Genomic DNA, 23459 nt, shown 5'->3' with positions numbered 1-23459 from the left:
CTTCTTGAGATCAGCAATGATCTGTGCATATACTTCCTTCACCGTATTACGTTTTGGCATGGCCGTTACATCATACTTCGTGATGATAGGTACCCCCAGGTTCGTTTCCGGGCTTTGTGTATATGGGCGGCCAAAACTTCTCACCAGCGAAAAATGTACAAATGCACGGATAAAAAGGTTTTGCCCTATCAGCTCATCTGTTGCCGCTGATTTCCCTGCCGGCATTACTTCCAGCAGGCGGTTACAGCCATTAACCGCTTTATACGCCATGCGCCACAGCTGCCAGGCATTGCCCTGGTTAGTGATATGACCATATGTATACGAGAAGAATAAAGGATCGGTAGTGGTTCCGCTCAGTGATACATCATCACTGGGAAACTCTCCCATTTGAAAATAATTACGGGTAAAATTCTCCTCTTTCAGTAAAGCATAGTTACCCGCGGTGGATGGTCCCCATTTGGATTCATCCTTCAGAACACCATCGTCAGGGATCGCGCTGTACGGCTCTTTCTTCAGTGAACAGGACGTTGCCAGCAACACCAGTGACAAACCGGCGAAATACTTTGATATATGTTTCATAATGATTTTCCTTTTTAGCACCTGTTAGAAATTGATTTCAAGACCAGCATACCATTTGGTACTGTATGGATATTTGGTTCCATTGATACCACGGTCGTCCACTTCAGGGTCAATACCCGCAAACTTGGTAGCAGTCCACAGGTTATCACCACCCACTGAAACCCTTACGTTGTTCACACGGATGTGATCCAGCCATTGCTTAGGCAGGGCATAACTCAGGTTCACGTTTCTGAGACGCAGGTAGCTGCCATTTTCCAGGAAACGGGAAGATGGTCTGTGCGAGTTCTTATTCCCTCTGATTACATATTTCGGATGCGTGGCATTGTCGCCGGGCTTCTGCCAGCGGTTCCACTGTTTGTCGAGCGCCATCATGTTGTAAGTGTTGTAGGCGCCGTCGTTGTCCATCAGCTCACGGGTGCTGTTATACACATCGTTGCCGGAAACGAATGCCAGGAAAGCACTCAGCTGGAAGCCTTTATAAGACCAGGAGTTACGCATACCGCCGAAGAACTTAGGCGTTGCAGAACCAACAATCTGTAAGCTTGCTTCATTATAGTTGTTGGTGGTAGTGCGGCCGGTTACTTTACCGTCTGCATCAGTAATCAGTTTTTCCCACAGCGGATCACCGTTTGCAGGATCTACGCCCACCCATTTACGCATATAGAAGCTACGCATGTCCTGGCCTTTCTGCAGAATGAAGTAGCCGCTCAGCGGATCTGTGATGTGATCTTTTCCACCATACAGGTCCATTACTGTATTCTTGTTGAAGCCAATGTTGAAATCTGTACTCCATTTGAATTCGCCTACGAGGTTGTCGGTACTCAGATTAATCTCAATACCCTTGTTACGAACGCTTCCTACGTTACGTGTAATGAAGCCGTAACCAGCGGTAGCAGGCAGCGGTACATTGAACAACAGGTCTTTGTTATCTTTCTGATAGATTTCTACTGTCAGATTAATTCTGTTGAACAGTCCGATGTCCACACCGATGTTCGTATTGTAAGCTTTCTCCCAGGACAGGTTAGGTACATCATAAACGCTGGGGTAAGCACCCGGGAAACCATTGTACTGGGTATTGATCGCATAGGCACCAATAGCACCATAGTCGCCGATTTCAGCATTACCGGTAGTACCATAGCTGGCACGTACTTTCAGATTGCTGATCGCCTTTATGCGCTTGATGAAATTCTCTTCAGATGCGGCCCAGGATACACCGAATGCATAGAAGTTACCATACAGCTGGTTCCTGCCAAATTTGGAAGAGCCATCTCTTCTGAAAGAAGAAGTAAAGTAATACTTGTAATTGTAGTTATAGTTCGCCTGTATGAAGTAAGAATTGAATGCCCTTTGCGTCTTGCCGCCGCCGATAGACATTGGCTGGGAAGCCGCGCCCAATACATCTTTACCAGGCAGGATACCCTTACCTTTTGCACTGATATCGCCTAGTTCCACTTGCTGGAACTCAGCGCCCGCCAGTCCGTCAATATTATGTACTTTATTGATGGTGTACCTTGCCTTCAACAGGTTAGAGCTGATGTAAGCGGTAGTATCCTGGTAGTAGTTATAGAGATTACCCTGATCATCAGCACCAGCAGAAGTTCTTACGTCACCGTTACTTTCTTCACGAATATGATAGTATTGTGCACGGTTGGTAGAACTGAACGACAACCATTTGGTGATGTCATACTCCAGTTTGAATAATCCTTCCAGTGCCTGCTTTTTGAATTTATCATAGTTATACTGCTGGTCGTACAGAAAGTTGCTCTTATCCCTGCCACGCCAGTTGCTTACATTCACCGGATTTACAGGTCTGCCCTGCGCATCGTACGGATTATCCCAGGGGAGATTAGTATAATACTGATAGAGTGATCCACCGGAATTATCCCGGTTGGTAGACTGTACACCTGCGATATTAACACCGATACGGAGTTTTTCATTGATGCTGTGATCAATATTCAGGCGGGCGCTGAAACGCTCCACACCAGTACCTTTCAGGATACCGTCTTCTTTATAGTAATTACCGCCAAGGTAGAATCTCGTTTTTTCAGATCCTCCACTGGCAGACAGTTCGTAGTTCTGCGTGGAAGCATTCTGGAAAGCCAGTTTCTGCCAGTTGGTATTTGTATTGCGGTAGGCAGGATCCAGTTTGGCTCCTGCAGCGGTTTGCAGATCATAATAGCTGGGGCCGTCCATCAGATGGAAACGACCGGTATTCAGTTTTGCAGTACCTACGTTAGTACGGAAGTTGATCTGTGTTTTACCGGCTTTACCTCTCTTGGTAGTGATAACCATTACGCCATTGGCAGCACGCGCACCATACAGCGTAGTAGCCGCAGCATCTTTCAGTACAGTAACGCTCTCAATATCACTAGGGTTAGGTAATCCGCCGATGATACCATCTACCACTACCAATGGAGCGTTACCTGCTGTAAGCGTACCATTACCGCGGATACGGATCACAGGCGCCGCAGCAGGATCGCCGGAGCTATTGCCCACAAATACACCGCTCACCTTACCCTGCAGCATTTTATCCACGCTGGTAGCCTGCACATCTTTCAGCTTTACAGCACTTACTGACTGGGCGGCGCCGGTGAGGTTTTTCGTGGTAGTGGTGGTATAACCCATTACCACTACTTCTTCCAGTTTCTTGGTGTCAGCTTCCAGTTTAATATTGATTTCAGAACGGTTGCCTGCAACAACCTTCTGGGGTATATATCCAATGAATGAGAAGACCAGCACACTGCTCTCGGAAGGGACCTGCAACGTATATTTACCGTTGGCGTCAGTAACGGCGCCAATGGTGGTGCCTTCCACAGCCACCGTAACACCCGGCAACGGATCATTATTACCCGCATCGGTAATACGGCCCGTGATTTTTACCTGCTGCGCACTTACCGGCGTAATCACCACCAGGTTGTTCTCGAGCACGCGATAAGTAACATTGGAGCTGGAAAAGAGCATCCCCAGCACATCATTGATCTTTTTATTCTTCACATCGATACTCACCGACTTGTTCAAATCGGCGAAATTCTCATTGTAAAAAAAGCGGTAATTACTGGAGTTCTCAATCAGTTTGAAAACTTCCCTTACGCTTTTATTTTCTGCATGCAGCTCGCTGATTCTGTCCTGGGCGTAGGCGGTGGCGGAAGCCTGAAGAATACTTCCACAGATCAGGAGTCCCGTCATTTTCATCATGAGCAATAATTTTCGCCTGGGGGCAAGAAATTCCGCCAGGTTTACAGTGGATTTCATAAACTTGTATAGATTTTAGTTAAACGGATAATTACGGTGAAAGCCCGTCGCAAAGGCTGTTCACCAACAAGTGATTTTCGTTGGATTGGGGTAAGTTGCATTACCCCAATTTTTTTAGTTGTTCATATCGTGCATGAATCTGTTGGTTTTACAGGTTTTAAAAGATGATTCATTGACATATTCCCCGTTTATTTACGGGCGTGCAAGGCATTCGCGTATTTTTCTTTCAGTTCTTTGTCCACGCTGAGCATTACTTCACCTTTATCTATGGTATAGGATAATGGTGCGGTAAGCTTTAGAATGTTTAATATCTGCTCCAGTGTCTCCTGTCGGAAAGTGCCGCTGAAGCGGTAAGTGCGCAGCTCGGTGTCTTTAAACACCACTTTTACATTAAAGCGTCTTTCCATGGTCACGGCCAGTTCATCCAGCGTTTGCGCCGATACGATCCAATTGCCGTCTTTCCAGGCTGTGTATATTTCTGTATTGTTCACTTCTCTGCTCTCAATAGGCACAGTGGCACTGCTGTCATCCGTTTTCTTTACGGCTGCAATCCCGGCATGCTCACCTTCTCCGGCCGGTTGCTTTTTATATATTACGTGTTGATGCGGCTTCAGCATCAGGTTGAAAGGACTCGCAGTCTGACTGCCATCAATCTTTACTTCACCATCCACCAGCGTAGTCACCACTGTTTTATCTTCGGGGTATGCCTTTACGTTAAAAGACGTTCCCAATGCCAGTATGTTCAGGTCAGAAGCATTGACAGTAAAGGGTTTCCGGGGGTTGGTCTGTACCCTGAAAAATGCCTCTCCTTCCAGCTTCACTTCTCTGCGTTGTTCATTATATGATTGAGCGTATTGTAATTTACTGTCGGCATTCAGCCACACTTCCGTACCATCAGGCAACTCAATCTTCGTGGTCGCTCCTTTGGGACTTGTTACGGTTACCAGTCCCTGACTACCTTTCTCCCCCTGCATCTTCCACCCATATACCAGAGCGCCACCCAGCGCAAATGGCAATAGGAAGGAGGCTGCTGCACGCAGGTAATTCCTCCACCGTCCCGTTTTTGCTACGGACGCGCCGGGAAGCTGTTGTACCAGCTTCTCCCAGGCTGCCGTATCATCATACACGCCTGATTTCGCAGTTGCCAACCAGGCATCACGCAGCCGCAAAAAATATTGCCGGTTGCCGGAATCCGCTGAAACCCAATGTTCCAGCTGCTTTTGCTCTTCCGGTGTCGCATTGCCTGACAGGAATTGCGTAATCAGGTTATCTATCTGCTCGTTGGAATAGTTAGGCCACATACTCTTTAAACATCTGGTAAGACAATTTTTTTTATCTGATAGGGTGACAAGCCAGGAAAAAAAATTTTACTTTTTTTTAATCTCTGTCCCAAACCCGCTCCTGTTAAGGATGTATTATTATTTCAATAATGGAAGCAGTTCGTCCCGCAGTTTTTGCAGTGCACGGGTCATTTGTGTTTTTACTGTATTGATGGAAATACCAAGATGACGGGAAATTTCGGGATAACTTAACTGTTCAAAACGACTGAGCCTGAATATATCCTGGCATTGCTGCGGTAGCCGGCTTACTGCCTTCTCTGTTATCATCTCCAGCTCAGCGCGCACAAGCTGCTCTACCGGCGAAGGCGCCTCTCCCAAAGTAAGCAAAGCGATACGGGATTCCAGCTGCTCCATTTGTTCACTGCCATATTGCACCTTTTCCCTGTTGCGCTTTATAAAGTTGAGACAGTTATTCTGTACAGCCCTGTAGAGATACGCTTTCTCAGACACCTGTATATTCAACTCACCATAACGTTCCCATATCTTCATGAAGGTATCCTGCACAATTTCTTCAGCTAGGTCATGCCTGTTTACAAAATCGTATGCAAAAGTGCACAGCGCAGCATAATGGCTCTTGAATAGCAGCTCAAAAGCAGACAGTTGATGGCGACTTATATTTATGGTTACTTCTTCCAAAGTATTCAGGCTCCTGCTGCGATATGGTATGGGCCAATAACACAGCCATTGTTCACTAAATATTCAGCAGCATTACTGGCCACAGACAACGAAAAGATACGACAACTTCATATCAATAAAAAACGCGGAAGAAAATAGCTTTTAGTTCATAGATAGCTAAAAGCCGTTTTCTTCCGCGTTCAATATTTTTTCCCAAACGGGCCTAAATGCACAAGCCTCCGCAGGCACTGATAGTCTGACCGGTAACGTAGCTGCTCATGTCTGATGCCAGAAACAGGCAAACGTTGGCGATATCCTCAGTTGTACCAAAGCGGCCCAGCGGGATCTGCTGTATATAATTGCCAGCGCCCTCACCTTCTTTCAGGTAATGCGTCATATCTGTTTCAATAAAACCTGGTGCCACAGCGTTGCAGCGGATGTTACGGCTGCCCAACTCCTTGGCAATAGATTTGGAAAATCCGATGATACCGGCTTTGGATGCGGCATAGCTGCTCTGGCCGGCGTTCCCCATAATACCAATCACGGAACTCATGTTGATGATACTGCCACTCTTAGCTTTCATCATGGGGCGGATCACCTGCTTGGTCATGTTGTATACGCTTTTCAGGTTGACGTTCATCACATCATCCCACTGGTCAGGGCTCATGCGGAGTAACAGATTATCTTTGGAAATACCGGCGTTGTTTACGCAGATATCTATCTTTCCGAACTCTTTCATTACTTCATTTACCAACACTTCACTTTCTTCAAAAATACCGGCGTTAGATTTATATGCTTTTGCCTTCACGCCCAATGCACTGAGTTTTTCTTCCAGAGCTTTTGCTTTTTCATCTGAGCTTACATATGTAAAGGCAACATTAGCTCCTTGAGCTGCAAATTTTAGTGCTATTGCTTCACCAATACCACGACTAGCGCCAGTTACAATCGCTACTTTGTTCTCCAGTAATTTCATGTTATAGTTGATAGGTTTTAAGCGTTCTTGTTATAGTTGGCCGCAAATTTCAGGATTTCCTCCAGGTAGTTACGGTCGTTATTTAATCTTGGTACCTTATGCTGTCCGCCCAGTTTGCCTTTGCTTTTCAGGAATTCGCAGAAAGTGCCTTCTGGCATCACTCTTACAACTGGAGCATGCAGGGCAATGTCTTTGTGCCTTTTCGCCTCATAATCGGAGTTAATGGATTTCAGCGTGTTGTCCATGATAGTTACAAAACGGCTCAGATCATCAGGGGCCTTTTCAAACTCAATGAGCCACTCATGACCACCATTACCTTTATCACTGAAATACACGGGCGCAGCAGTGTAATCATTTACCACAGCACCCGTTGCTTCACTGGCCTTTGCGATGGCAGTATCAGCATTCTCCACAATCACTTCCTCCCCAAACGCATTAATGAACGATTTAGTTCTTCCACTCACCTTGATACGGAAAGGAGTTAAAGATACAAACTGGATCGTATCTCCTACCAGATAACGCCACAAGCCCCCATTGGTACTGATAATAAGCGCATAGTTCTTCCCGGTTTCCACTTCCTGCAACTGCAGTGTACGCGGATTCTCCTTTCCCAGCTCCTCCATCGGCATAAACTCATAGAATATGCCGTGGTTCAGGAATAATAACAACCCTTCTTCTCCTATCACATCCTGCGCCGCAAAAAATCCTTCTGAAGCATTATAGGTTTCCTGATAGTGCATCAGCGGTTTGCGGATCAGTTTTGAAAACTGTTCGCGATAAGGCGTGAAGCTCACACCACCATGCATATACAGCTCCAGGTTAGGCCATACATCAGCCAGGTTATCTTTACCTGTAAGCTCGAAGATGCGTTTTATCAGTACGATTGTCCAGGTAGGCACACCGGCGATAGAGGTCACGTTTTCATGTATAACAGCATTGGCCATCCGCTCTATCTTTTCCTCCCATTCGTCCATCAGGGCTATTTCCAGGTCAGGTGTACGGATCATGTTGCCGTAGAAAGGCATGTTCTGCAACATTACTGCACTGAGATCCCCACAGTAAGAGTCACCATCTTCAGACAATTTATTCACCTGATGGCTGCCGCCGATGATCAGCGACTTACCTGTAAATACATCTGAGTCCGGGAAATTATTATAATAAAGAGAAATTACATCGCGGCCGGAACGGTAGTGGCATTCATCCAGGCTCTCAACAGTAACCGGGATAAATTTGCTTTTATCGGCAGTAGTACCGCTCGACTTGGCAAACCATTTAATAGGCGTATTCCACAGCACATTTTGCTGCCCTTCCATTGTACGCTGAATATAGGGCTTGATAGTATCGTATGTGTGTACAGGTACACGCTCTTTATACTCGTCTATCTTGTAAATCTTTGAAAAGCCGTGCTGCTTGCCAAACTCAGTATACTGAGCGGCGCTGATAAGGTTCTGGAATACCTGCTGCTGCACCTGCACAGGATATTGCATGAAATATGCAATGCGCCCCATGCGCAATCTTGCCAGTTGTGATATTGCAGGACTTAAAATTCTCATATAGGATGCTATAGAAATGGTTTTATTGTTTAGCTGCTTCGTCCAGGTAATTTTTCCGGCGCAGAATGAAATTCTGGCCAAGATACACTTTTCTCACCTGTTCATCCTCCGCCAGTTCTTCTGCTGTACCTGATTTCAGAATTTTCCCTTCAAACAATAAATAAGCCCGGTCCGTAATAGAGAGGGTTTCCTGCACATTATGGTCAGTAATCAGAATGCCGATGTTCTTGTATTTCAGTTTGGCAACAATTGATTGAATGTCTTCCACCGCAATAGGGTCTATACCTGCGAAAGGCTCATCCAGCAATATGAATTTGGGGTCCACAGCCAGGGCGCGGGCTATTTCAGTACGACGGCGCTCTCCACCACTCAATACATCTCCGGGGCTTTTACGCACATGCTGCAGCCTGAATTCACTCAGCAGGGATTCCAGCTTCTCCCGCTGCTCCGCCTTTTTGAGCTTGGTCATCTCCAGTACAGCGGCAATGTTATCTTCCACACTCAGCTTCCGGAACACGGAGGCTTCCTGCGGCAGATAGCCAATACCCATCTTCGCCCTTTTGTACATGGGCAATTTGGTAATGTTCTGGTCGTCCAGGTATACATTACCTTCATCCGGCTTGATAAGCCCCACCACCATATAGAAGGAAGTGGTCTTACCCGCTCCGTTAGGGCCCAACAGGCCGACTATCTCTCCCTGTGAGACCTCTACAGACACGTGGTTTACCACCGTTCTGTTGCCGTAACGCTTTACCAGCTGGTCTGTATGTATTCTTAATGCCATATGATCAAACTTAGCAAAAATAAACATTTCATTCACTTAGCCTAGTTATAGTTATCTTAAGATCAAAATTGATCTGATAATTGACCGGGGGATATATTATTTTTGCCCGCATAATTTTCATAGCAGGAATCTGGTTGAAACCAAACTACCAACATTCCACAAAGCCTAACCATTTATGAAAGTAATAGAACATATAGCTCAGGCAAAAGATACCCTGATCTCATTTGAAATCCTGCCCCCGCTCAAAGGTAAGAGCATTGACTCCATCTATGACCACCTTGACCCACTGATGGCATTCAAGCCGGCATTTATCAATGTTACCTATCACCGCAGCGAGCATATGTTCAAAAAGAAGGCTGACGGCTCATTTGAGAAGGTAGAGATCCGCAAGCGCCCAGGCACAGTAGGCATTTGCGCGGCCATCATGAACCACTACAATGTCGATGCCGTACCACACCTGATCTGCGGTGGCTTCAGCCGTGAGGAAACAGAAAACGCCCTGATTGACCTCGCCTTCCTGGGAATAGACAACGTGCTGGTACTGCGCGGAGACGCTCCCAAAAATGAAACTTTCTTCGAAGCAGACCCCCATGGTCATGGCTACGCCATAGAACTGCTGGACCAGGTTGTGCATATGAATAACGGTGTATACCTCGAAGACGACCTGCAGGGTGGGGTTAAAACCAATTTCTGCATCGGTGTTGCCGGCTATCCGGAAAAACACTTCGAGGCCCCCAACATGCAAACCGACCTCGGACACCTGAAAAGAAAAGTGGAAAACGGTGCGGATTACATCGTTACCCAGATGTTCTTTGATAACCAAAAGTTTTTTGACTTCGTAAACAAATGCCGGGAAATGGGTATTACCGTTCCGATCATACCCGGACTGAAGCCCATCACTTCCAAAAAACAGATGAGCATGCTGCCCCGCATTTTTCATGTAGATTTACCTACAGAACTCTCCAGCGAGATCCTGAAATGCAAAACAGATAAGGAAGTAGAACAAGTAGGTACGGAATGGCTGATACAGCAGTCTAAAGAGCTGAAAGCCTTTGGCGTGCCAGTGCTGCATTATTATACCCTGGGTAAACCGGGTGTAGTGAGAAAAGCAGTGGAAGCTATTTCGTAAGAATAAGAAGTACTTTTTCCAGGGATATGAAAGGGAAGGACAAAAGTCTTTCCCTTTTTTTGTTTTTGCTTTCTTTCATATAAATAAAAATGCCATCACGTAGAGACGTAGTGGCATATCCCTATAACTGTCACACTTTTAAATTAACTGTCCAATGATAATTATCTCCTTGAGGAGGCAACTTTCATAAATATGACGCACCCCAAAAAAATCTCCCCTACGTCTCCTCAAAAAAATAAAAAAGATCTTCCCGAAGGAAGATCTTTCATTATAAATAAATAATATGTTTCTCACCAATCCTCTCGATTGAACAGTATTCCCAGATTCACTCCCAGGTACCTGTTCTTAACATTATCCGTTCCTTTATCAATATCCATCAGCCCCAGACTGTAGTTAACCCCGAATGTCAGGTAACTGTTCAACTCCAGGCCGGCGGTAAAATTAAAACCCGCATCCCAGCGCCTGAGCTCCATATTGGTAGAAAAAATGTTGGGAGACCGCCTGAAGTCCAGCTGCTGTGTATTGCTCTGCAGGGTTTTATCTCCATTATATACAGACAATTCATAATCCCCCCTGATACTATAGGCAGCATAAGGCCCTGCTCCCAGCGCTACCCGGCCAAACCCCACCGGGATCTTGTAGATAAAATTCACAGGCAGTTCTATATATTGGAGCTTTATCTGCGACACCCCCGAATAAATAGCGCTGCCTGTCTGCTCCTTATCATATTTGATATTGGCTCCTTTCACAATGTAACTAACACCTGGCTGTATGTACCCCTGGGGAAAAACCGGGATATCCAGGTAAAAACCAGCCTGCCAACTGTTCAGATGAGAGGTATGGGACCGCTGGTAACCACTTCCAGCCGGCTTAGCATCCAGTAAAGCATTCACATAGCCTCCACGCAATCCAAAACTCACCTGGGCATTAACTATCGTAGCGAAAAACAACGCAAACGAAACAAGCATTAAACGTTTCATGATCCGACTCTAATGGGATTATTATTGTATACAGACAATTCAAAAGTTGGGACTATTATATCATCGTACATTCACAATGTTATATCACAATGGCTACTAACGGCGAAGCTAAAGAAAAGGTTTGTGAAAAAAATAAAAAAGACTACCCGTAAATACAGGTAGTCTTTCCATTAAAAAATATTTCTCAGCGGTTATTTTCCACCAAATTTATAGCCGACAGACACGCCAAAAGACGTGTTCTTAAAGCTACGGCTGTTACTGGTGTTATCAAACGCGTTAATAAGTCCCAGATCAGTATTCAGACCGAAATAAAGACCCTGCGGAAGTTCATAGCCGATGTTGATGTTTGCACCAGCATCAAAACGTTTCAGTTTCATCAGACCAGCTTCATCATCAAAAGCCTTTGCTTCGCCAGGAATATCTTTATACTTACCGCCAAGCCCGTAAGCTATATACGGACCTGCTGCCAGCACCAGGCGGCCACTTCCAACTTCAGGTTTGAACATAAAGTTGATAGGCAATTCGAGATAAGACAAGCTCAATTTTGTATTGGAGTTTTTGAATTTAGCACCCTTACCGGAGTATAACAGACCCGTTCCTATGTAAAATTCGTCAGCCAGCGGAATATCTACGGTAATACCCGCTCTTACATTGGTAATAAGTTTTGAGGTTTCTTTACCGGAACCCGATCCCAGAAGGTTCTTAACGGTTACACTGGAAAACTGCGGACCTGCAACGATACCCCATTTTGCCTGACCAAAGGAAAGGCTGGCTATCAATAAAGCCACAACAGATAATAATACCTTTTTCATGTGATGTGATGTATTTGAAGGATGAGAACCTGACGTTAACCAGGCAATAACGTCAGGTCCATAATGGTTTCAAGTCTAACTATAAATTCGCCTGTTTTTTTACTTGCCAGTAATTAAAACACTAAGGAAATTTCATTTGTTTAATACCCGGTCAGTATCTGATTATCTGCCTCCAAACAGATAACCTACTGATACACTGAATACACGGTTTTTATCCTTGTTGTCAGTGCTGTTATCCTGTCCGGAACGGATCTTGGCAAAACCAATTCCGTACTGTGCACTGATCAGGAAATTTTTGATCTCTGCACCTACCTGCACGTTACCGCCCCAGTCAAAGCGCTTGAACTTGTCCAAAGCCTTGTTAGGATCTCCACCGTTAAACGGGGTATCATCATCCCACTTGATATTAGTGGATGTGGTCACCGTTGTAACGCCGTTGTATACCTCATTTTTGAATTTACCGCCCACACCATAAGCAAAATACGGGCCGGCGCCGGCAAACAGCTTAACGGAAGGCCCTACAGGCAGTTTAGCCACAAAGTTCAGGGGAACTTCAATGTAGGAAGGATTCACACTTGTTTTAAGATAAGGGCTTGTTGGAGTTGCTCCACTCTTGGTTCCCGCATCTATTTTACTACCCTTTGTTGTATAAAAAACACCTGGCTGGAAAGACAAAATCTTAGGCACTAATGGCAAGTCTACAATAGCCCCCACATTAAAACCGGACAAACTACGGCTGTCTTTTGTGCCGCCAGAGTTATCAGTTGTAATGTTAGATAAATTCCAACCCCCTTTAATACCAACGCGAGCCTGAGACATAGCAGCAAATGACATGGTCAGCGCGGCGAACGATAATAAGATTGTCTTTTTAGTCATAAACATTTTTTTGGTCCGCAACCCTAAAGTCAAAGAGCATGCCAAAAGAATGTTAAACCCAATTACATATCTGATTATCAATAAGTAATATAAATGTTAATCTGATTATTTTTGCACCTTCGATGCAGTTTTCTTCGTTTCAGCGTGCTCAAGAAAATCTTGTAATTGTTCCACAGCAAGCCGCTTGGCCACTATCTTTTTCTTCTCATCCAACAAGTATATCACCGGAGTACTGTAAACATCATACAGCCGGCGGTAATTACTGGTAGATGCAGGGTCCCAGGCATGCACCCAGCCGGAAAGCTTATTTTCCTTAATAAATGCCAGCCATTGCTCATGTGTCCCCTCCGTTTTCACTCCGATCATAGCCACCCCTTTGCTCTTCCAGCTGGCTTTGTATGCTGAATCAAGCCGGGGAATCTCCGTTTTACAATGCCCGCAGGTAGGATCCCAGAATACCAATACCGTATACTTAGCCTGGGTTTTATACAGAGATACCGGTTTTGAAGCGGTGTCTTTCAGCTCCAGCGGCGCTGCCTGCTGGCCTATCAGGTTGGGCGCCAGTGCATAAGCCCGGCTCACAATCTTATTCAGTTGTTCGTCTGTAAGCCAATAAGCTTCTCCTGGAACATAATATTTCTCTACCAGGTGCACAAACACTGCATCCATACCCATATAGGGAGAGCTTTCATAATTGTAAGTAAGCCACCATAGCACATATTTAAACACTTCTTTATCCTTGCGGGTACGGGCTATAAGGGCGTCGCAGTCTGTGTTGATAGAATCCGGGTAGTTTACCACCAGCTGGGTGAAATACTTCTTCAGCTTGCCCTCCAGGATGGGAGTTCTCACAAGACGGGCACTGCTCAAATCCACGTCATCCCAGTAGTGGGCCTTAAAATACCGGTACGCAAAAGTAGAGTCTTCTCCAACTGGCTGCTTCGGAACCTCTGGCTCTTTCATCGCCCTGAAAATTGTAGCCAGTATGGTAGATGGATGTTTAGCGATAAAATCATTCCGGTAATCCTGTACCTTTTTACCCAGTTCGCGCTGCAGCGGCTGTACTTTAGCCGAGTCTTCTGCCGTACGGGCAGCCTTCAGCTGCTCCATAATCCCGGATGAAAGCGACTCCTGCGATGCTAGGAACTTGTTGTACTCCAGGAACAGATCATTATCCGCTGAATTTTTATACGCCGTTTTGCCGATCAGGTCAGCAGTATCAATAGATACCGCAAATACCTGTTGCTTGTCTATCAGTGTTTCTATATACCGTTGTTTTCCAGGCAGTACAATCAGATAGATACCTGGCAACAGTGGCTGTTTTCCCTTCAGCACAGCTTCCCCTGACGCGTTCACATCAGCAGAATCAGTGAGATAGGTGTTCTTACCCATGTAATTGCCCAGGAACAGCTTACCACTGTTATAATTCTTTAACCTGACTGTCAGTTGATAACCCTGCGCATGCAGGTGGAGCTGGATAACTAAAACTGCTATAAGCAGGAAAAATATTTTACGCATAGGATTTGGTAGCAATATGTAAAAATAAGGGGAAAAAAGATAATCAGTATATCCATTAACGCTAAATCCAGTTACCTTTGCAGCCGTGAGGAAAAAAAATGTTGTTTTAGAAAAAGTGCCTGTGTCCGGTTATGCTGCGGAAGGCAAGGCCCTGGCCCGTCAGGAAGGTAAAGTCATCTTCATTGAAGGCGGCGTAATACCGGGTGATGTGGTCGATGTTCGCCTGGGTAAAAACAAAAAAGACTGGGCTGAGGGCAAAGCGATTCATTTCCATAGTTATTCGGACAAACGCGTCCCCTCCTTTTGTGAGCATTTCGGCGTTTGTGGCGGCTGCAAATGGCAGATGATGCCCTATAGCCTGCAGCTTGAATACAAACAGCAACAGGTAACCGACCACCTGCAACGCATCGGCAAATTGAAACTGCCGGAAACCAGCCCTATAATGGGTTCTGCACATACAGTGCATTATCGCAACAAGCTGGAATTTACTTTCAGCAACAAAGCATACCTCACTAATGAAGAAATAAAGGCCAACAACGGGGAAATCCCGGTAAAGCCGGCATTAGGCTTTCATGTGCCCAAGTTGTTCGACAAAGTGCTCGACATCAACACCTGTTACCTCATGCAGGAACCAGTAAACCTGATCCGCAACACCATCAGAGAATATGCCCTCCGGCATGAACTTTCCTTTTACGATATCCGTTCACAGGAAGGCTGGCTGCGCAATCTGGTAGTGCGCCTCTGCACAACCGGCGAGATCATGGTGAACCTGGTGATACATCACGAAGACAAAGCCAACAGAGTGGCCTTGCTGGATCACCTGTTAAAAACAGTTCCGGCTATTACCACAGTACTGTACACCATCAATCCTAAGAAAAATGACTCCATATTTGATCTCGAACCCAAAACATATTCCGGCAAGGGATATGCAGAGGAAAAACTGGAAGATTTTGTTTTTAAGATAGGGCCTAAGTCTTTTTTTCAAACCAATACTTACCAGGGAGAAGCGTTATACCGGGTAACCAGAGAATTTGCAGGGTTGACAGGTACAGAAACAGTGTATGACCTATATTGTGGTACCGGCAGCATTGGTATTTTTGTGTCAAAGCAGGCCGGGAAAGTGATAGGTATTGAGCTCATCAAAGAAGCTATTGATGATGCCAAAGAAAATGCGGCCAGAAATAATATCAGTAACGCTGAATTTTTTGCAGGCGATGTTGTAGATATTTGTAATGATGCGTTTTTTGCACACCATGGGCAACCGGATGTGATTATTACAGATCCCCCACGGGCAGGCATGCACGAAAAGCTGGTGAATAAATTACTTGAAATTGCTGCACCCAAAATAGTTTATGTAAGCTGTAATCCCGCCACCCAGGCCCGAGACCTTGCTTTGCTGGACGAGTTATATACTGTGGAAAAGGTGCAGCCGGTAGATATGTTCCCACACACACACCATATAGAAAATGTGGTGCTGTTGAAGAAAAGAGTTAATAATTAGTAACGATGAACGAGTACAGGCCCGGAAAATTTCAGTTTTTACCCCTGGTGATCAAAAATCTGATGATCATTAACGGATTGGTTTGGTTGGTTCAGATGACCCTGCTGAAAAGATACGGATATGATATGAACGATCTTTTCGCCCTGCACTACTGGGGCTCAGAGCTCTTCAAACCACATCAGTTCATCACGCATCTGTTCATGCACTCCACTTCCAGTATCTGGCACCTGTTCTTTAACATGTTCACGCTCTGGATGTTTGGCGCCACCCTTGAAAACCTCTGGGGGCCTAAAAGATTTCTCATCTTCTACGTGATATGCGGACTTGGCGCGGCACTGTGCTACATGGGTGTACTCACCTATGAGAACATGACGCTCACCAAATATGCCAATGCATTCCTGCATGACCCCACCTATCAGAACTTTATACTGCTGGATAAGAAAATAGGATTGAGCGACGAAAGCACCAGTATTGAAGGACTAAAAGCAGCTTTCTCTTCACATCCGGATAATCCGGAAATAATAGAGATTTGCAAGATCTATGTCAAAGAATATGCAATCAGATACAGAAATATCCCTACAGTAGGGGCTTCCGGCGCTATATACGGTATTCTCTTCGGTTTCGGTTATCTGTTTCCGAATACTATTATCCTGTTTTCTTTCTTCTTCCCGGTGAAAGCAAAATATTTCGTCGGGTTCCTCATCCTCACAGAGCTTTGGGGTGGTATCCAGAATGCGCCCGGCGACAATGTGGCCCACTTCGCTCACCTGGGTGGTGCGCTTTTTGCATACCTGCTGCTGAAGGCCTGGAACAAGAAGAACCGCGCAGATTTTTATTAACGCGCTAGTGTATTAAGGCGTAAATTTGTATTGAAAATTATTGTACCATGCATGCGCTGGAAAAAGAGAAACTGCCTCACCTCTCTTTAGGAGAAGGACGAAATATGGTTACACAATTAATTGTTGTTAACCTGACTATTTTTGTTTTCCTGTTGTTCACGCTTGTTATTTACAAGATGGAAAACGTAGGAGAGCCCCGCTTCTATGAGGATATCATGTCCAGGCTCAGAATCCCGGCTGATCCTTCCCGGCTGCTCGTACGCCCATGGACACTGATCACCGCACTCTTTACGCATGTAGAAGTATGGCAGACCTTTACCAACATGGTATGGCTCTGGTGCTTCGGTACATTTCTTCAGCACATAGCCGGCTATCAGCGCATATTGCCGGTATATCTCTTCGGCGGTTTTATTGGTAACGTGTTCTATGTTGCAGGTATACAGGCTATACCAGCCCTGCACACCCTGATCCCGGCAGGAACCATCAGTGGCTCTTCTCCCAGTATCATGGCAATGGCTGCGGGCGCAACACTGATCGCCCCAAGGTACCGTATATTCCCGTTACTGGCCGGCGGTATCCCTTTATGGATCATCACGATTTTATATGTAGGCCTTTCTATAGGCACCAGCGTTTCTTCCTTAAATGGCGCAGCTTACCTGCTGCAGCTGGTCGGTGGTGCACTCGCCGGATTGCTGTTTATGTGGCAATGGAAAAAAGGCAACGACTGGGGCGCAGCCTTCAACAGACTGACCTTTAAATTAACACATGTTTTTCATCCCGCCTCCCAACAGATAAACCCCGATGATCTTACCAAAAATCTGGCAGGGGCAGGAGAATCCCATCCATTTAAACGCATTGGCAAAGTACCAGAACAACGCCTGAACGAAATACTGGATAAAATAAATGAAAACGGTCTTTCTTCTCTTACTCCGGAAGAAAAAGAAACGCTGTTGCGAGCCAGCAGTACAGATTGAAGGAAATATTAATGCCCGTATTTTGTTAAATACAGGTCATGTTTCATAACATACCTGCCAACACAGCTTCCACTGCATTTATAATCCCTAATTTCCGGTTCTCAAACCAGGAAACCCCATGTACAAAGGCATTTGCATACTATTGATTGTACTGTTGCTGCTAAGCGCTTACCTCCCCGTGCTCAATCCAGGTCAATACTGGCTCTCCGGATTTGCGTCTATGGCATTCCCTTTTATATTCCTGGCCTGCCTGGTTACAGTACCCCTTTGTTGGTTCTTCAGCAAAAGATATGCGTTACTCACATTAATTGCCGTGTTGCTTTGTTTGAAGCCAGCTACCTATACCTGGGGAACACATCTTTTTCACAATAATGCAATACCAGCCAGCAGCGGCGTTTTCAGCATTATGACCTACAATACCAGCAGTATGGGGTTATCAGCATATAAAACGGATACTGTTGTCCGCGCTGCCGTATTTGATGTCGTAGCTGGCGCCAACCCGGATATTCTTTGCCTGCAGGAATTCTATACCAATGATGATCCCGGGAAAAGATCCCATCATATCGACAGCCTGAGGCAAATAGGGAAATACCCTTATCACTACTTTACCTGCGACTGGGTTAACTGGAATACCTGGTATTACGGACTTATCCTGTTTTCCCGCTACCCGATTGCAGCGGCAACAACAATCCCTTGTAATGAAACCGCTGTAGGCAGTGGCAAAAGCTTTCTTCAGGCAGATCTGGTAGTACATGGGGATACGATAAGGGTACTGACAGCTCAATTTATCTCGTACATGTTCTCCCGCGATGATATAGATAACTTGCTGCATCTCCGGTCGTGGGAGATACTGACTAAAATGCGGCAGACTTTTATCCACAGATCGCACCAGGCCGTGCAGCTGGCTGCGCTGGCAGCTGCAAGCCCATACCCTGTAATTATCTGCGGGGATCTCAATGATACACCGGCATCCTTTACCTACATGACCGTGAGCCGGGGCCTACAGGATGCCTTTCTGGTAGCGGGTGCCGGCTGGGGGCGAACCCTGTCATACCTCTCCCCCTCCCTTCGCATAGATTATATACTTCCCAATCCTTCTTTCCGGATACATTCCTGCGAGGTGCCACAACCACAACGTTCCGAGCATTTCCCTGTTATGGCCCGTCTGTCATTGAAAAAACATTAACTTTATTCATTCAACAAAGAGGATACACGTTGCGATTTTTAAGATTATTTACGAAAGGCTTTTTTGTGATCATTAACTTCGCCGTGGTATTACTTTTTCTGGCAGCATGCACGGCGCCTTATATTTCGCCTGCATGGTTTTGGCCCATCAGTTTTATCACGCTGGCATTTCCGTTCCTGCTGTTGATATTGGTGATCTTCCTGATAGGATGGCTGTTTTTCAATTATCGCTATGCCTTATTATCGCTGATCGCTATTCTCCTGGGATGGAAGTCCATTAGTGCTTTCGTGGCTTTCCATATGCCTTCCGGTAACATCCCTGCCACTACAGCGGAGAGCATTACCGTAATGAGCTATAATGTAAGCCAGTTTGGGCTCTATAGAGAAAGAGACAGTAAGTATACCCGGCAGGCTATGTTCGCCTTGATAAAAAAACAGGAACTGGATATCGCTTGTTTTCAGGATTATTATACCTCTGAAAAGAAAAATGATTTTAATAACCGGGAAGATATTTCCAGGGAGATGAAACTGCCTTACCGCTTCTTCTCCAGCGATTTCAACCGGGATGGGATGCAGCATTGGGGATCAATTATCTATTCCCGCTATCCTATCATTGCATCCGATAAGGTGAAGATGAGTGATGGCCCGCTCAGTGAAAGTCTCATATACGCCGACGTTGTGAAAGGCGATGATACTATCCGGGTGGTCAACATGCATCTGGAATCTTACCGCTTCAATGAAAAAGACTATAAAGCCATCCGGAAGATAAAGAACCAGGAAGATACCGGCCTTATTGCCACCAAGAGCATCATGCAAAAAATGCGGGAAGCATACATCCGCCGCAGTCAGCAGGCGGATATTGTGGGCGGTTTTATCCGCCAGAGTCCCTATCCTGTAATAGTTTGTGGCGATTTCAACGATACGCCGGCATCATACACCTATTTCACGATCAAAGGCAACCTGCAGGACGCCTTCCTCCAGAAAGGACTGGGCGTAGGACGTACCTTTTCCGGCCTTGCACCTACGCTGAGAATTGATTATATTTTTGTCAGCAAGGACTTTAAAGTAAACAGCTTCCGGAGAATAAGCTCCGATCTGTCTGACCACTATCCTGTAATCGCAAATATAAGCCTTGTAGGCAGCGGCCTTACAGAAGTACAAGTAAATAAATAACTGTAATTATTATGAAAATATTAAATACCTTCTTCTCTGACCGATGTTGTTGCCCGACTTTTAATGTACGTCTGAAACAATATTTATATTTGCCTTCCACCAATAAAAAAACGGATGTTCCGTAGAGGTGAAAGTCCCACGGCCATTCTAATTACAGCATATGTCAGAACTTAAAATATACAACTCATTACATCGTCAGAAAGAAGTATTTAAATCACTGCATCCCGGCCATGTAGGCATGTATGTGTGCGGACCTACTGTTTCCGGAGAATCCCACCTGGGCCATGCCCGTCCTTATATAACCTTTGACGTAGTATACAGATACCTGCAATTCCTCGGTTATAAAGTACGCTATGTGCGCAACATCACCGATGCCGGCCACTTTGAAGAAGAAGGCCGCGCAGCAGAAGATAAGATCTCCAAAGGCGCCGTACTCGAAAAACTGGAGCCAATGGAGCTGGTACAGAAATACACGAATCTGTATCACTGGGCCATGCTGCAATTCGGTAATATTGAACCAAGTATAGAACCTACCGCTACCGGTCATATCATTGAGCAGATCGAGATGATCAAAAACATCATGGAAAAAGGATATGCCTATGAGGTAGACGGCAGTGTGTACTTTGATGTGAAAAAATACGCCGCAAATTATGACTATGGCATCCTGAGCGGCCGTGTACTGGAAGACATGCTTGAAACCACTCGCGAACTGGAAGGACAGGATGAGAAACACAACAAAGCGGATTTTGCACTTTGGAAAAAAGCCCCCCCCGAGCATATCATGCGCTGGCCCAGCCCATGGGGTGAAGGCTTCCCCGGATGGCATATCGAATGCTCTGCCATGAGCGCAAAATACCTCGGCACCCAGTTCGATATACACGGTGGCGGTATGGACCTCCAATTTCCCCATCACGAATGCGAAATCGCCCAAAGCGAAATTGCGCACGGCGAACTAATGGCCCGCTACTGGATGCACAACAATATGATCACCATCAACGGACGTAAGATGGGTAAGTCTTATGGCAACACCATCAAGCTCACCGAAATGTTTACCGGTGATAATCCACAGCTGGAAAAAGGCTATAGCCCAATGACCATCCGCTTCTTTGTTCTGCAAACACACTACCGTGGTACACTCGACTTCTCCAACGAAGCACTGCAAGCCACAGAGAAAGGCCTTCAACGTTTGTGGGCAGCATATGAAACCCTTCAGAAACTGACCTACAGCAGCAATGGCCAGCCGGTTAATGATGAATTGGACAAACAGGTGCAGACGTGGTGCCTGGAATGCCCCGAATTCATGAACGACGATTTCAATACAGCCAAAGTACTAGCCAACCTGTTTGAGCTGGTACCGGTTATCAATTCGCTGAAAGGCGGACAGATAAAGATGCATGAGATCAGTGAAACCAGTTTCCTCCTCCTGCAACAGACCTGGAAAACATACCTGATAGACATACTGGGCATACAACAACCAGCCGCAACAGGCGATGATGATAAACTAAACGGCGTATTGGAAATGCTGATCAGTATGCGCAAGGAAGCAAAGAACCGTAAGGATTACGCTACCTCCGACAAAATCCGGAATGAGCTGTTATCCATCGGCATACAGCTGAAAGACGAGAAAGACGGAAGTGTCTCCTACAGCATTCAATAATTTCAAAAATATTCAGGAAAAATAATGCGTAACGCTTTTATGATGCTGACAGCGCTGGCCCTGGTGGCCAGCGCCTGCCAGCAGGGCAGCAACACAACGGAAAATAACGCCGATAGCACCGGCGCCAGTAAAGTAGCAAAAGTGGAGGTCCCCGTACCCGCATTTAATGCCGACTCCGCCTACGCCTATACGGAAAAACAGGTAAGCTTCGGCCCCAGGATTCCCAATACACCAGCACAGACAAAATGTGCCGAATGGATGATTGGCAAACTACGCTCCTGGGCAGACACCGTATATGTGCAACGTACCACTGTCACCGGCCCCAAAAAAGTACAGCTGCCATGTATCAACGTTATCGCCAGCTTCAATCCCCAGGCCAAACAACGTGTTTTATTGCTGGCTCACTGGGATACCCGCCCCTGGGCGGACGAAGATGCGTTTGACAAAACCGGAAAGCTGGACGGCGCTGACGATGGCGCCAGCGGGGTAGCCGTATTAATGGAGACAGCTCGCCAGTTCCATCAGCAAAAACCGGAAGCCGGTATCGATATTCTGCTGGTAGATGTAGAAGATTATGGTGTGAAGGAAGATGAAAACTCCTTCTGCCTGGGTACACAATACTGGGCAAAGAACCCGCATGTAAACGGCTATAAAGCTAATTACGGCATCCTCCTGGATATGGTGGGCGGCCGTGGCTCCCAGTTCTATATGGAAGGATCTTCCCAACAGTATGCCGCAGGACCACTGAAAATGTTCTGGGACGTAGCCAACAAACTAGGCTATTCCGATTTCTTCAGATATGAGAAGAATGGCGGCTATATCACAGACGACCACATTTACGTAAACACAATTGCCAATATTCCCACTTTCGATGTCATTGCATTCCAGACCAATGGCGACTTTGCTCCGCACTGGCATACGCAGAACGACAATATGAGCGTAATCGATAAAGGTACGCTCAAAGCCGTAGGACAAACCATCCTGCAGGTCGTTTACGCGCAACCGTTTAATTACTAACGGCTGACGTAAGGGAGTATCAACCAAGCAAAACCTCAGTTTATGCCCAAACTATCGGCTGTCCCCGTGGATTACCACGCACATCTCAGCAGGGATAAGAAACTGCAGAAGATCATGAATGGCAGATTAACGGAACTGCCAATACGAAAAAACATCTGCCTCAAACTGATCGGTTCTATCATGAGCCAGCAGCTGTCAACTAAGGTAGCAGACGTTATCTACAGCCGTTTTCTACAGCTGTACAACGGCAAGGAGCCAACTCCCAGACAGATCCTGGATACGCCGGCTACCACCCTTCGCGGCATTGGCCTTTCCAATGCCAAGGTAACCTACGTACAAAACGTGGCCACCTTTGTACTGGCTGAAAAGATCACAGACAGCAGATTGATGAAAATGCATGATGAAGAAATCATCACCTATCTCACCCAGATCAAAGGAGTAGGACGATGGACCGTAGAGATGCTGCTGATGTTTTATCTGGGTAGAGAAGATGTGTTTGCAGTAGATGACTGGGGCTTGCAACAGGCCATGATAAAGATTTACAGACTTGATCCCACCGACAAAAAGCAACTCAGGCTAAAACTGAAGGAGATCTCCGGCAAGTGGTCCCCTTTCCGCACGCATGCATGCCGCTACCTGTGGGCATGGAAAGATAATGAACCGAATCCATAAACATTGCATGTACATTGCGTACCTCTTTCC

The 23459-nt window shown here is 45.9% G+C and carries 20 protein-coding genes; 9 read left to right on the top strand and 11 right to left on the bottom strand.

Annotated elements, in window-relative coordinates; translation table 11 throughout:
- The 7 genes from VM802_RS02380 to lptB all read right to left on the bottom strand — a co-directional run.
- Positions 1–579 (bottom strand): RagB/SusD family nutrient uptake outer membrane protein (locus VM802_RS02380; protein ID WP_325527576.1); only part of this gene is annotated, 579 nt, incomplete at its 3' end.
- A gap of 24 nt (positions 580–603) precedes the next feature.
- Positions 604–3831, bottom strand: a complete 3228-nt coding sequence (locus VM802_RS02375) for a TonB-dependent receptor (protein ID WP_325527574.1) — start codon at positions 3829–3831, stop codon at positions 604–606.
- Between the two features lie 188 nt (positions 3832–4019).
- On the bottom strand, positions 4020–5132 hold the full coding sequence (locus tag VM802_RS02370; RefSeq protein ID WP_325527572.1) for a FecR domain-containing protein: 1113 nt from the start codon (positions 5130–5132) through the stop codon (positions 4020–4022).
- Positions 5133–5249: 117 nt separating this feature from the next.
- The gene (locus tag VM802_RS02365; protein ID WP_325527570.1) at positions 5250–5807 is read right to left on the bottom strand and encodes an RNA polymerase sigma-70 factor; all 558 of its coding nucleotides are present in this window, start codon (positions 5805–5807) and stop codon (positions 5250–5252) included.
- A gap of 202 nt (positions 5808–6009) precedes the next feature.
- Complete coding sequence (fabG, locus tag VM802_RS02360) at positions 6010–6759, bottom strand: 3-oxoacyl-[acyl-carrier-protein] reductase (protein WP_325527567.1); 750 nt, start codon at positions 6757–6759, stop codon at positions 6010–6012.
- Positions 6760–6776: 17 nt separating this feature from the next.
- Positions 6777–8312, bottom strand: a complete 1536-nt coding sequence (locus VM802_RS02355; RefSeq protein ID WP_325527565.1) for a GH3 auxin-responsive promoter family protein — start codon at positions 8310–8312, stop codon at positions 6777–6779.
- A 22-nt stretch (positions 8313–8334) separates the two neighbouring features.
- The gene (lptB, locus tag VM802_RS02350) at positions 8335–9096 is read right to left on the bottom strand and encodes an LPS export ABC transporter ATP-binding protein (protein ID WP_325527563.1); all 762 of its coding nucleotides are present in this window, start codon (positions 9094–9096) and stop codon (positions 8335–8337) included.
- Positions 9097–9271: 175 nt separating this feature from the next.
- Here lptB and metF point away from each other — a divergent pair, with 175 nt between their 5' ends.
- Positions 9272–10225, top strand: a complete 954-nt coding sequence (gene metF, locus VM802_RS02345) for a methylenetetrahydrofolate reductase [NAD(P)H] (RefSeq protein ID WP_325527561.1) — start codon at positions 9272–9274, stop codon at positions 10223–10225.
- A gap of 290 nt (positions 10226–10515) precedes the next feature.
- On the opposite strand, the gene VM802_RS02340 is transcribed toward metF, so the two are convergent.
- The 4 genes from VM802_RS02340 to VM802_RS02325 form a co-directional block, all read right to left on the bottom strand.
- On the bottom strand, positions 10516–11205 hold the full coding sequence (locus VM802_RS02340) for an outer membrane beta-barrel protein (RefSeq protein WP_325527559.1): 690 nt from the start codon (positions 11203–11205) through the stop codon (positions 10516–10518).
- 191 nt (positions 11206–11396) lie between these two features.
- Complete coding sequence (locus VM802_RS02335; protein ID WP_325527557.1) at positions 11397–12017, bottom strand: porin family protein; 621 nt, start codon at positions 12015–12017, stop codon at positions 11397–11399.
- A gap of 162 nt (positions 12018–12179) precedes the next feature.
- Positions 12180–12893: a porin family protein gene (locus VM802_RS02330; RefSeq protein WP_325527555.1), complete on the bottom strand. Its 714-nt coding sequence runs from the start codon at positions 12891–12893 to the stop codon at positions 12180–12182.
- 105 nt (positions 12894–12998) lie between these two features.
- A complete protein-coding gene (locus VM802_RS02325; RefSeq protein ID WP_325527553.1) occupies positions 12999–14411 on the bottom strand; it encodes a redoxin domain-containing protein in 1413 nt (470 codons plus the stop codon).
- A gap of 85 nt (positions 14412–14496) precedes the next feature.
- Here VM802_RS02325 and rlmD point away from each other — a divergent pair, with 85 nt between their 5' ends.
- From rlmD to VM802_RS02285, 8 genes are all read left to right on the top strand, one after another.
- Positions 14497–15912 carry a 23S rRNA (uracil(1939)-C(5))-methyltransferase RlmD gene (gene rlmD, locus VM802_RS02320; protein ID WP_325527551.1) on the top strand — a complete coding sequence of 472 codons (1416 nt, stop codon included), beginning with the start codon at positions 14497–14499 and terminating at the stop codon, positions 15910–15912.
- A gap of 5 nt (positions 15913–15917) precedes the next feature.
- Positions 15918–16751: a rhomboid family intramembrane serine protease gene (locus VM802_RS02315; protein WP_325527549.1), complete on the top strand. Its 834-nt coding sequence runs from the start codon at positions 15918–15920 to the stop codon at positions 16749–16751.
- Positions 16752–16798: 47 nt separating this feature from the next.
- The gene (locus VM802_RS02310) at positions 16799–17725 is read left to right on the top strand and encodes a rhomboid family intramembrane serine protease (RefSeq protein ID WP_325527548.1); all 927 of its coding nucleotides are present in this window, start codon (positions 16799–16801) and stop codon (positions 17723–17725) included.
- Positions 17726–17843: 118 nt separating this feature from the next.
- Positions 17844–18911, top strand: coding sequence for an endonuclease/exonuclease/phosphatase family protein (locus VM802_RS02305; RefSeq protein WP_325527546.1), 1068 nt, complete (start codon positions 17844–17846; stop codon positions 18909–18911).
- 65 nt (positions 18912–18976) lie between these two features.
- Complete coding sequence (locus VM802_RS02300; protein WP_325527544.1) at positions 18977–20083, top strand: endonuclease/exonuclease/phosphatase family protein; 1107 nt, start codon at positions 18977–18979, stop codon at positions 20081–20083.
- 160 nt (positions 20084–20243) lie between these two features.
- Positions 20244–21740, top strand: a complete 1497-nt coding sequence (gene cysS / locus VM802_RS02295; RefSeq protein ID WP_325527542.1) for a cysteine--tRNA ligase — start codon at positions 20244–20246, stop codon at positions 21738–21740.
- A 24-nt stretch (positions 21741–21764) separates the two neighbouring features.
- Complete coding sequence (locus VM802_RS02290) at positions 21765–22757, top strand: M28 family peptidase (protein ID WP_325527540.1); 993 nt, start codon at positions 21765–21767, stop codon at positions 22755–22757.
- Between the two features lie 42 nt (positions 22758–22799).
- On the top strand, positions 22800–23429 hold the full coding sequence (locus tag VM802_RS02285; protein ID WP_325527538.1) for a DNA-3-methyladenine glycosylase family protein: 630 nt from the start codon (positions 22800–22802) through the stop codon (positions 23427–23429).
- Positions 23430–23459: the final 30 nt, after the last annotated feature.

Origin of the sequence: Chitinophaga sp. (assembly GCF_035538455.1) — a bacterium.
Lineage (GTDB): Bacteria > Bacteroidota > Bacteroidia > Chitinophagales > Chitinophagaceae > Chitinophaga.
The sequence above is the reverse complement of the archived record's forward strand: the minus strand, read 5'-3'. Positions and strand labels throughout refer to the sequence as shown.

Excerpts from the sequence above, each read along its gene's own strand:
- VM802_RS02375 (WP_325527574.1), bottom strand. The coding sequence starts at position 3,831 with ATGAAATCCACTGTAAACCTGGCGGAATTTCTTGCCCCCAGGCGAAAA.
- VM802_RS02370 (WP_325527572.1), bottom strand. The coding sequence starts at position 5,132 with ATGTGGCCTAACTATTCCAACGAGCAGATAGATAACCTGATTACGCAA.
- fabG (WP_325527567.1), bottom strand. The coding sequence starts at position 6,759 with ATGAAATTACTGGAGAACAAAGTAGCGATTGTAACTGGCGCTAGTCGT.
- VM802_RS02355 (WP_325527565.1), bottom strand. The coding sequence starts at position 8,312 with ATGAGAATTTTAAGTCCTGCAATATCACAACTGGCAAGATTGCGCATG.
- lptB (WP_325527563.1), bottom strand. The coding sequence starts at position 9,096 with ATGGCATTAAGAATACATACAGACCAGCTGGTAAAGCGTTACGGCAAC.
- metF (WP_325527561.1), top strand. The coding sequence starts at position 9,272 with ATGAAAGTAATAGAACATATAGCTCAGGCAAAAGATACCCTGATCTCA.
- VM802_RS02340 (WP_325527559.1), bottom strand. The coding sequence starts at position 11,205 with ATGAAACGTTTAATGCTTGTTTCGTTTGCGTTGTTTTTCGCTACGATA.
- VM802_RS02335 (WP_325527557.1), bottom strand. The coding sequence starts at position 12,017 with ATGAAAAAGGTATTATTATCTGTTGTGGCTTTATTGATAGCCAGCCTT.
- VM802_RS02330 (WP_325527555.1), bottom strand. The coding sequence starts at position 12,893 with ATGACTAAAAAGACAATCTTATTATCGTTCGCCGCGCTGACCATGTCA.
- VM802_RS02325 (WP_325527553.1), bottom strand. The coding sequence starts at position 14,411 with ATGCGTAAAATATTTTTCCTGCTTATAGCAGTTTTAGTTATCCAGCTC.
- VM802_RS02315 (WP_325527549.1), top strand. The coding sequence starts at position 15,918 with ATGAACGAGTACAGGCCCGGAAAATTTCAGTTTTTACCCCTGGTGATC.
- VM802_RS02310 (WP_325527548.1), top strand. The coding sequence starts at position 16,799 with ATGCATGCGCTGGAAAAAGAGAAACTGCCTCACCTCTCTTTAGGAGAA.
- VM802_RS02305 (WP_325527546.1), top strand. The coding sequence starts at position 17,844 with ATGTACAAAGGCATTTGCATACTATTGATTGTACTGTTGCTGCTAAGC.
- cysS (WP_325527542.1), top strand. The coding sequence starts at position 20,244 with ATGTCAGAACTTAAAATATACAACTCATTACATCGTCAGAAAGAAGTA.
- VM802_RS02290 (WP_325527540.1), top strand. The coding sequence starts at position 21,765 with ATGCGTAACGCTTTTATGATGCTGACAGCGCTGGCCCTGGTGGCCAGC.
- VM802_RS02285 (WP_325527538.1), top strand. The coding sequence starts at position 22,800 with ATGCCCAAACTATCGGCTGTCCCCGTGGATTACCACGCACATCTCAGC.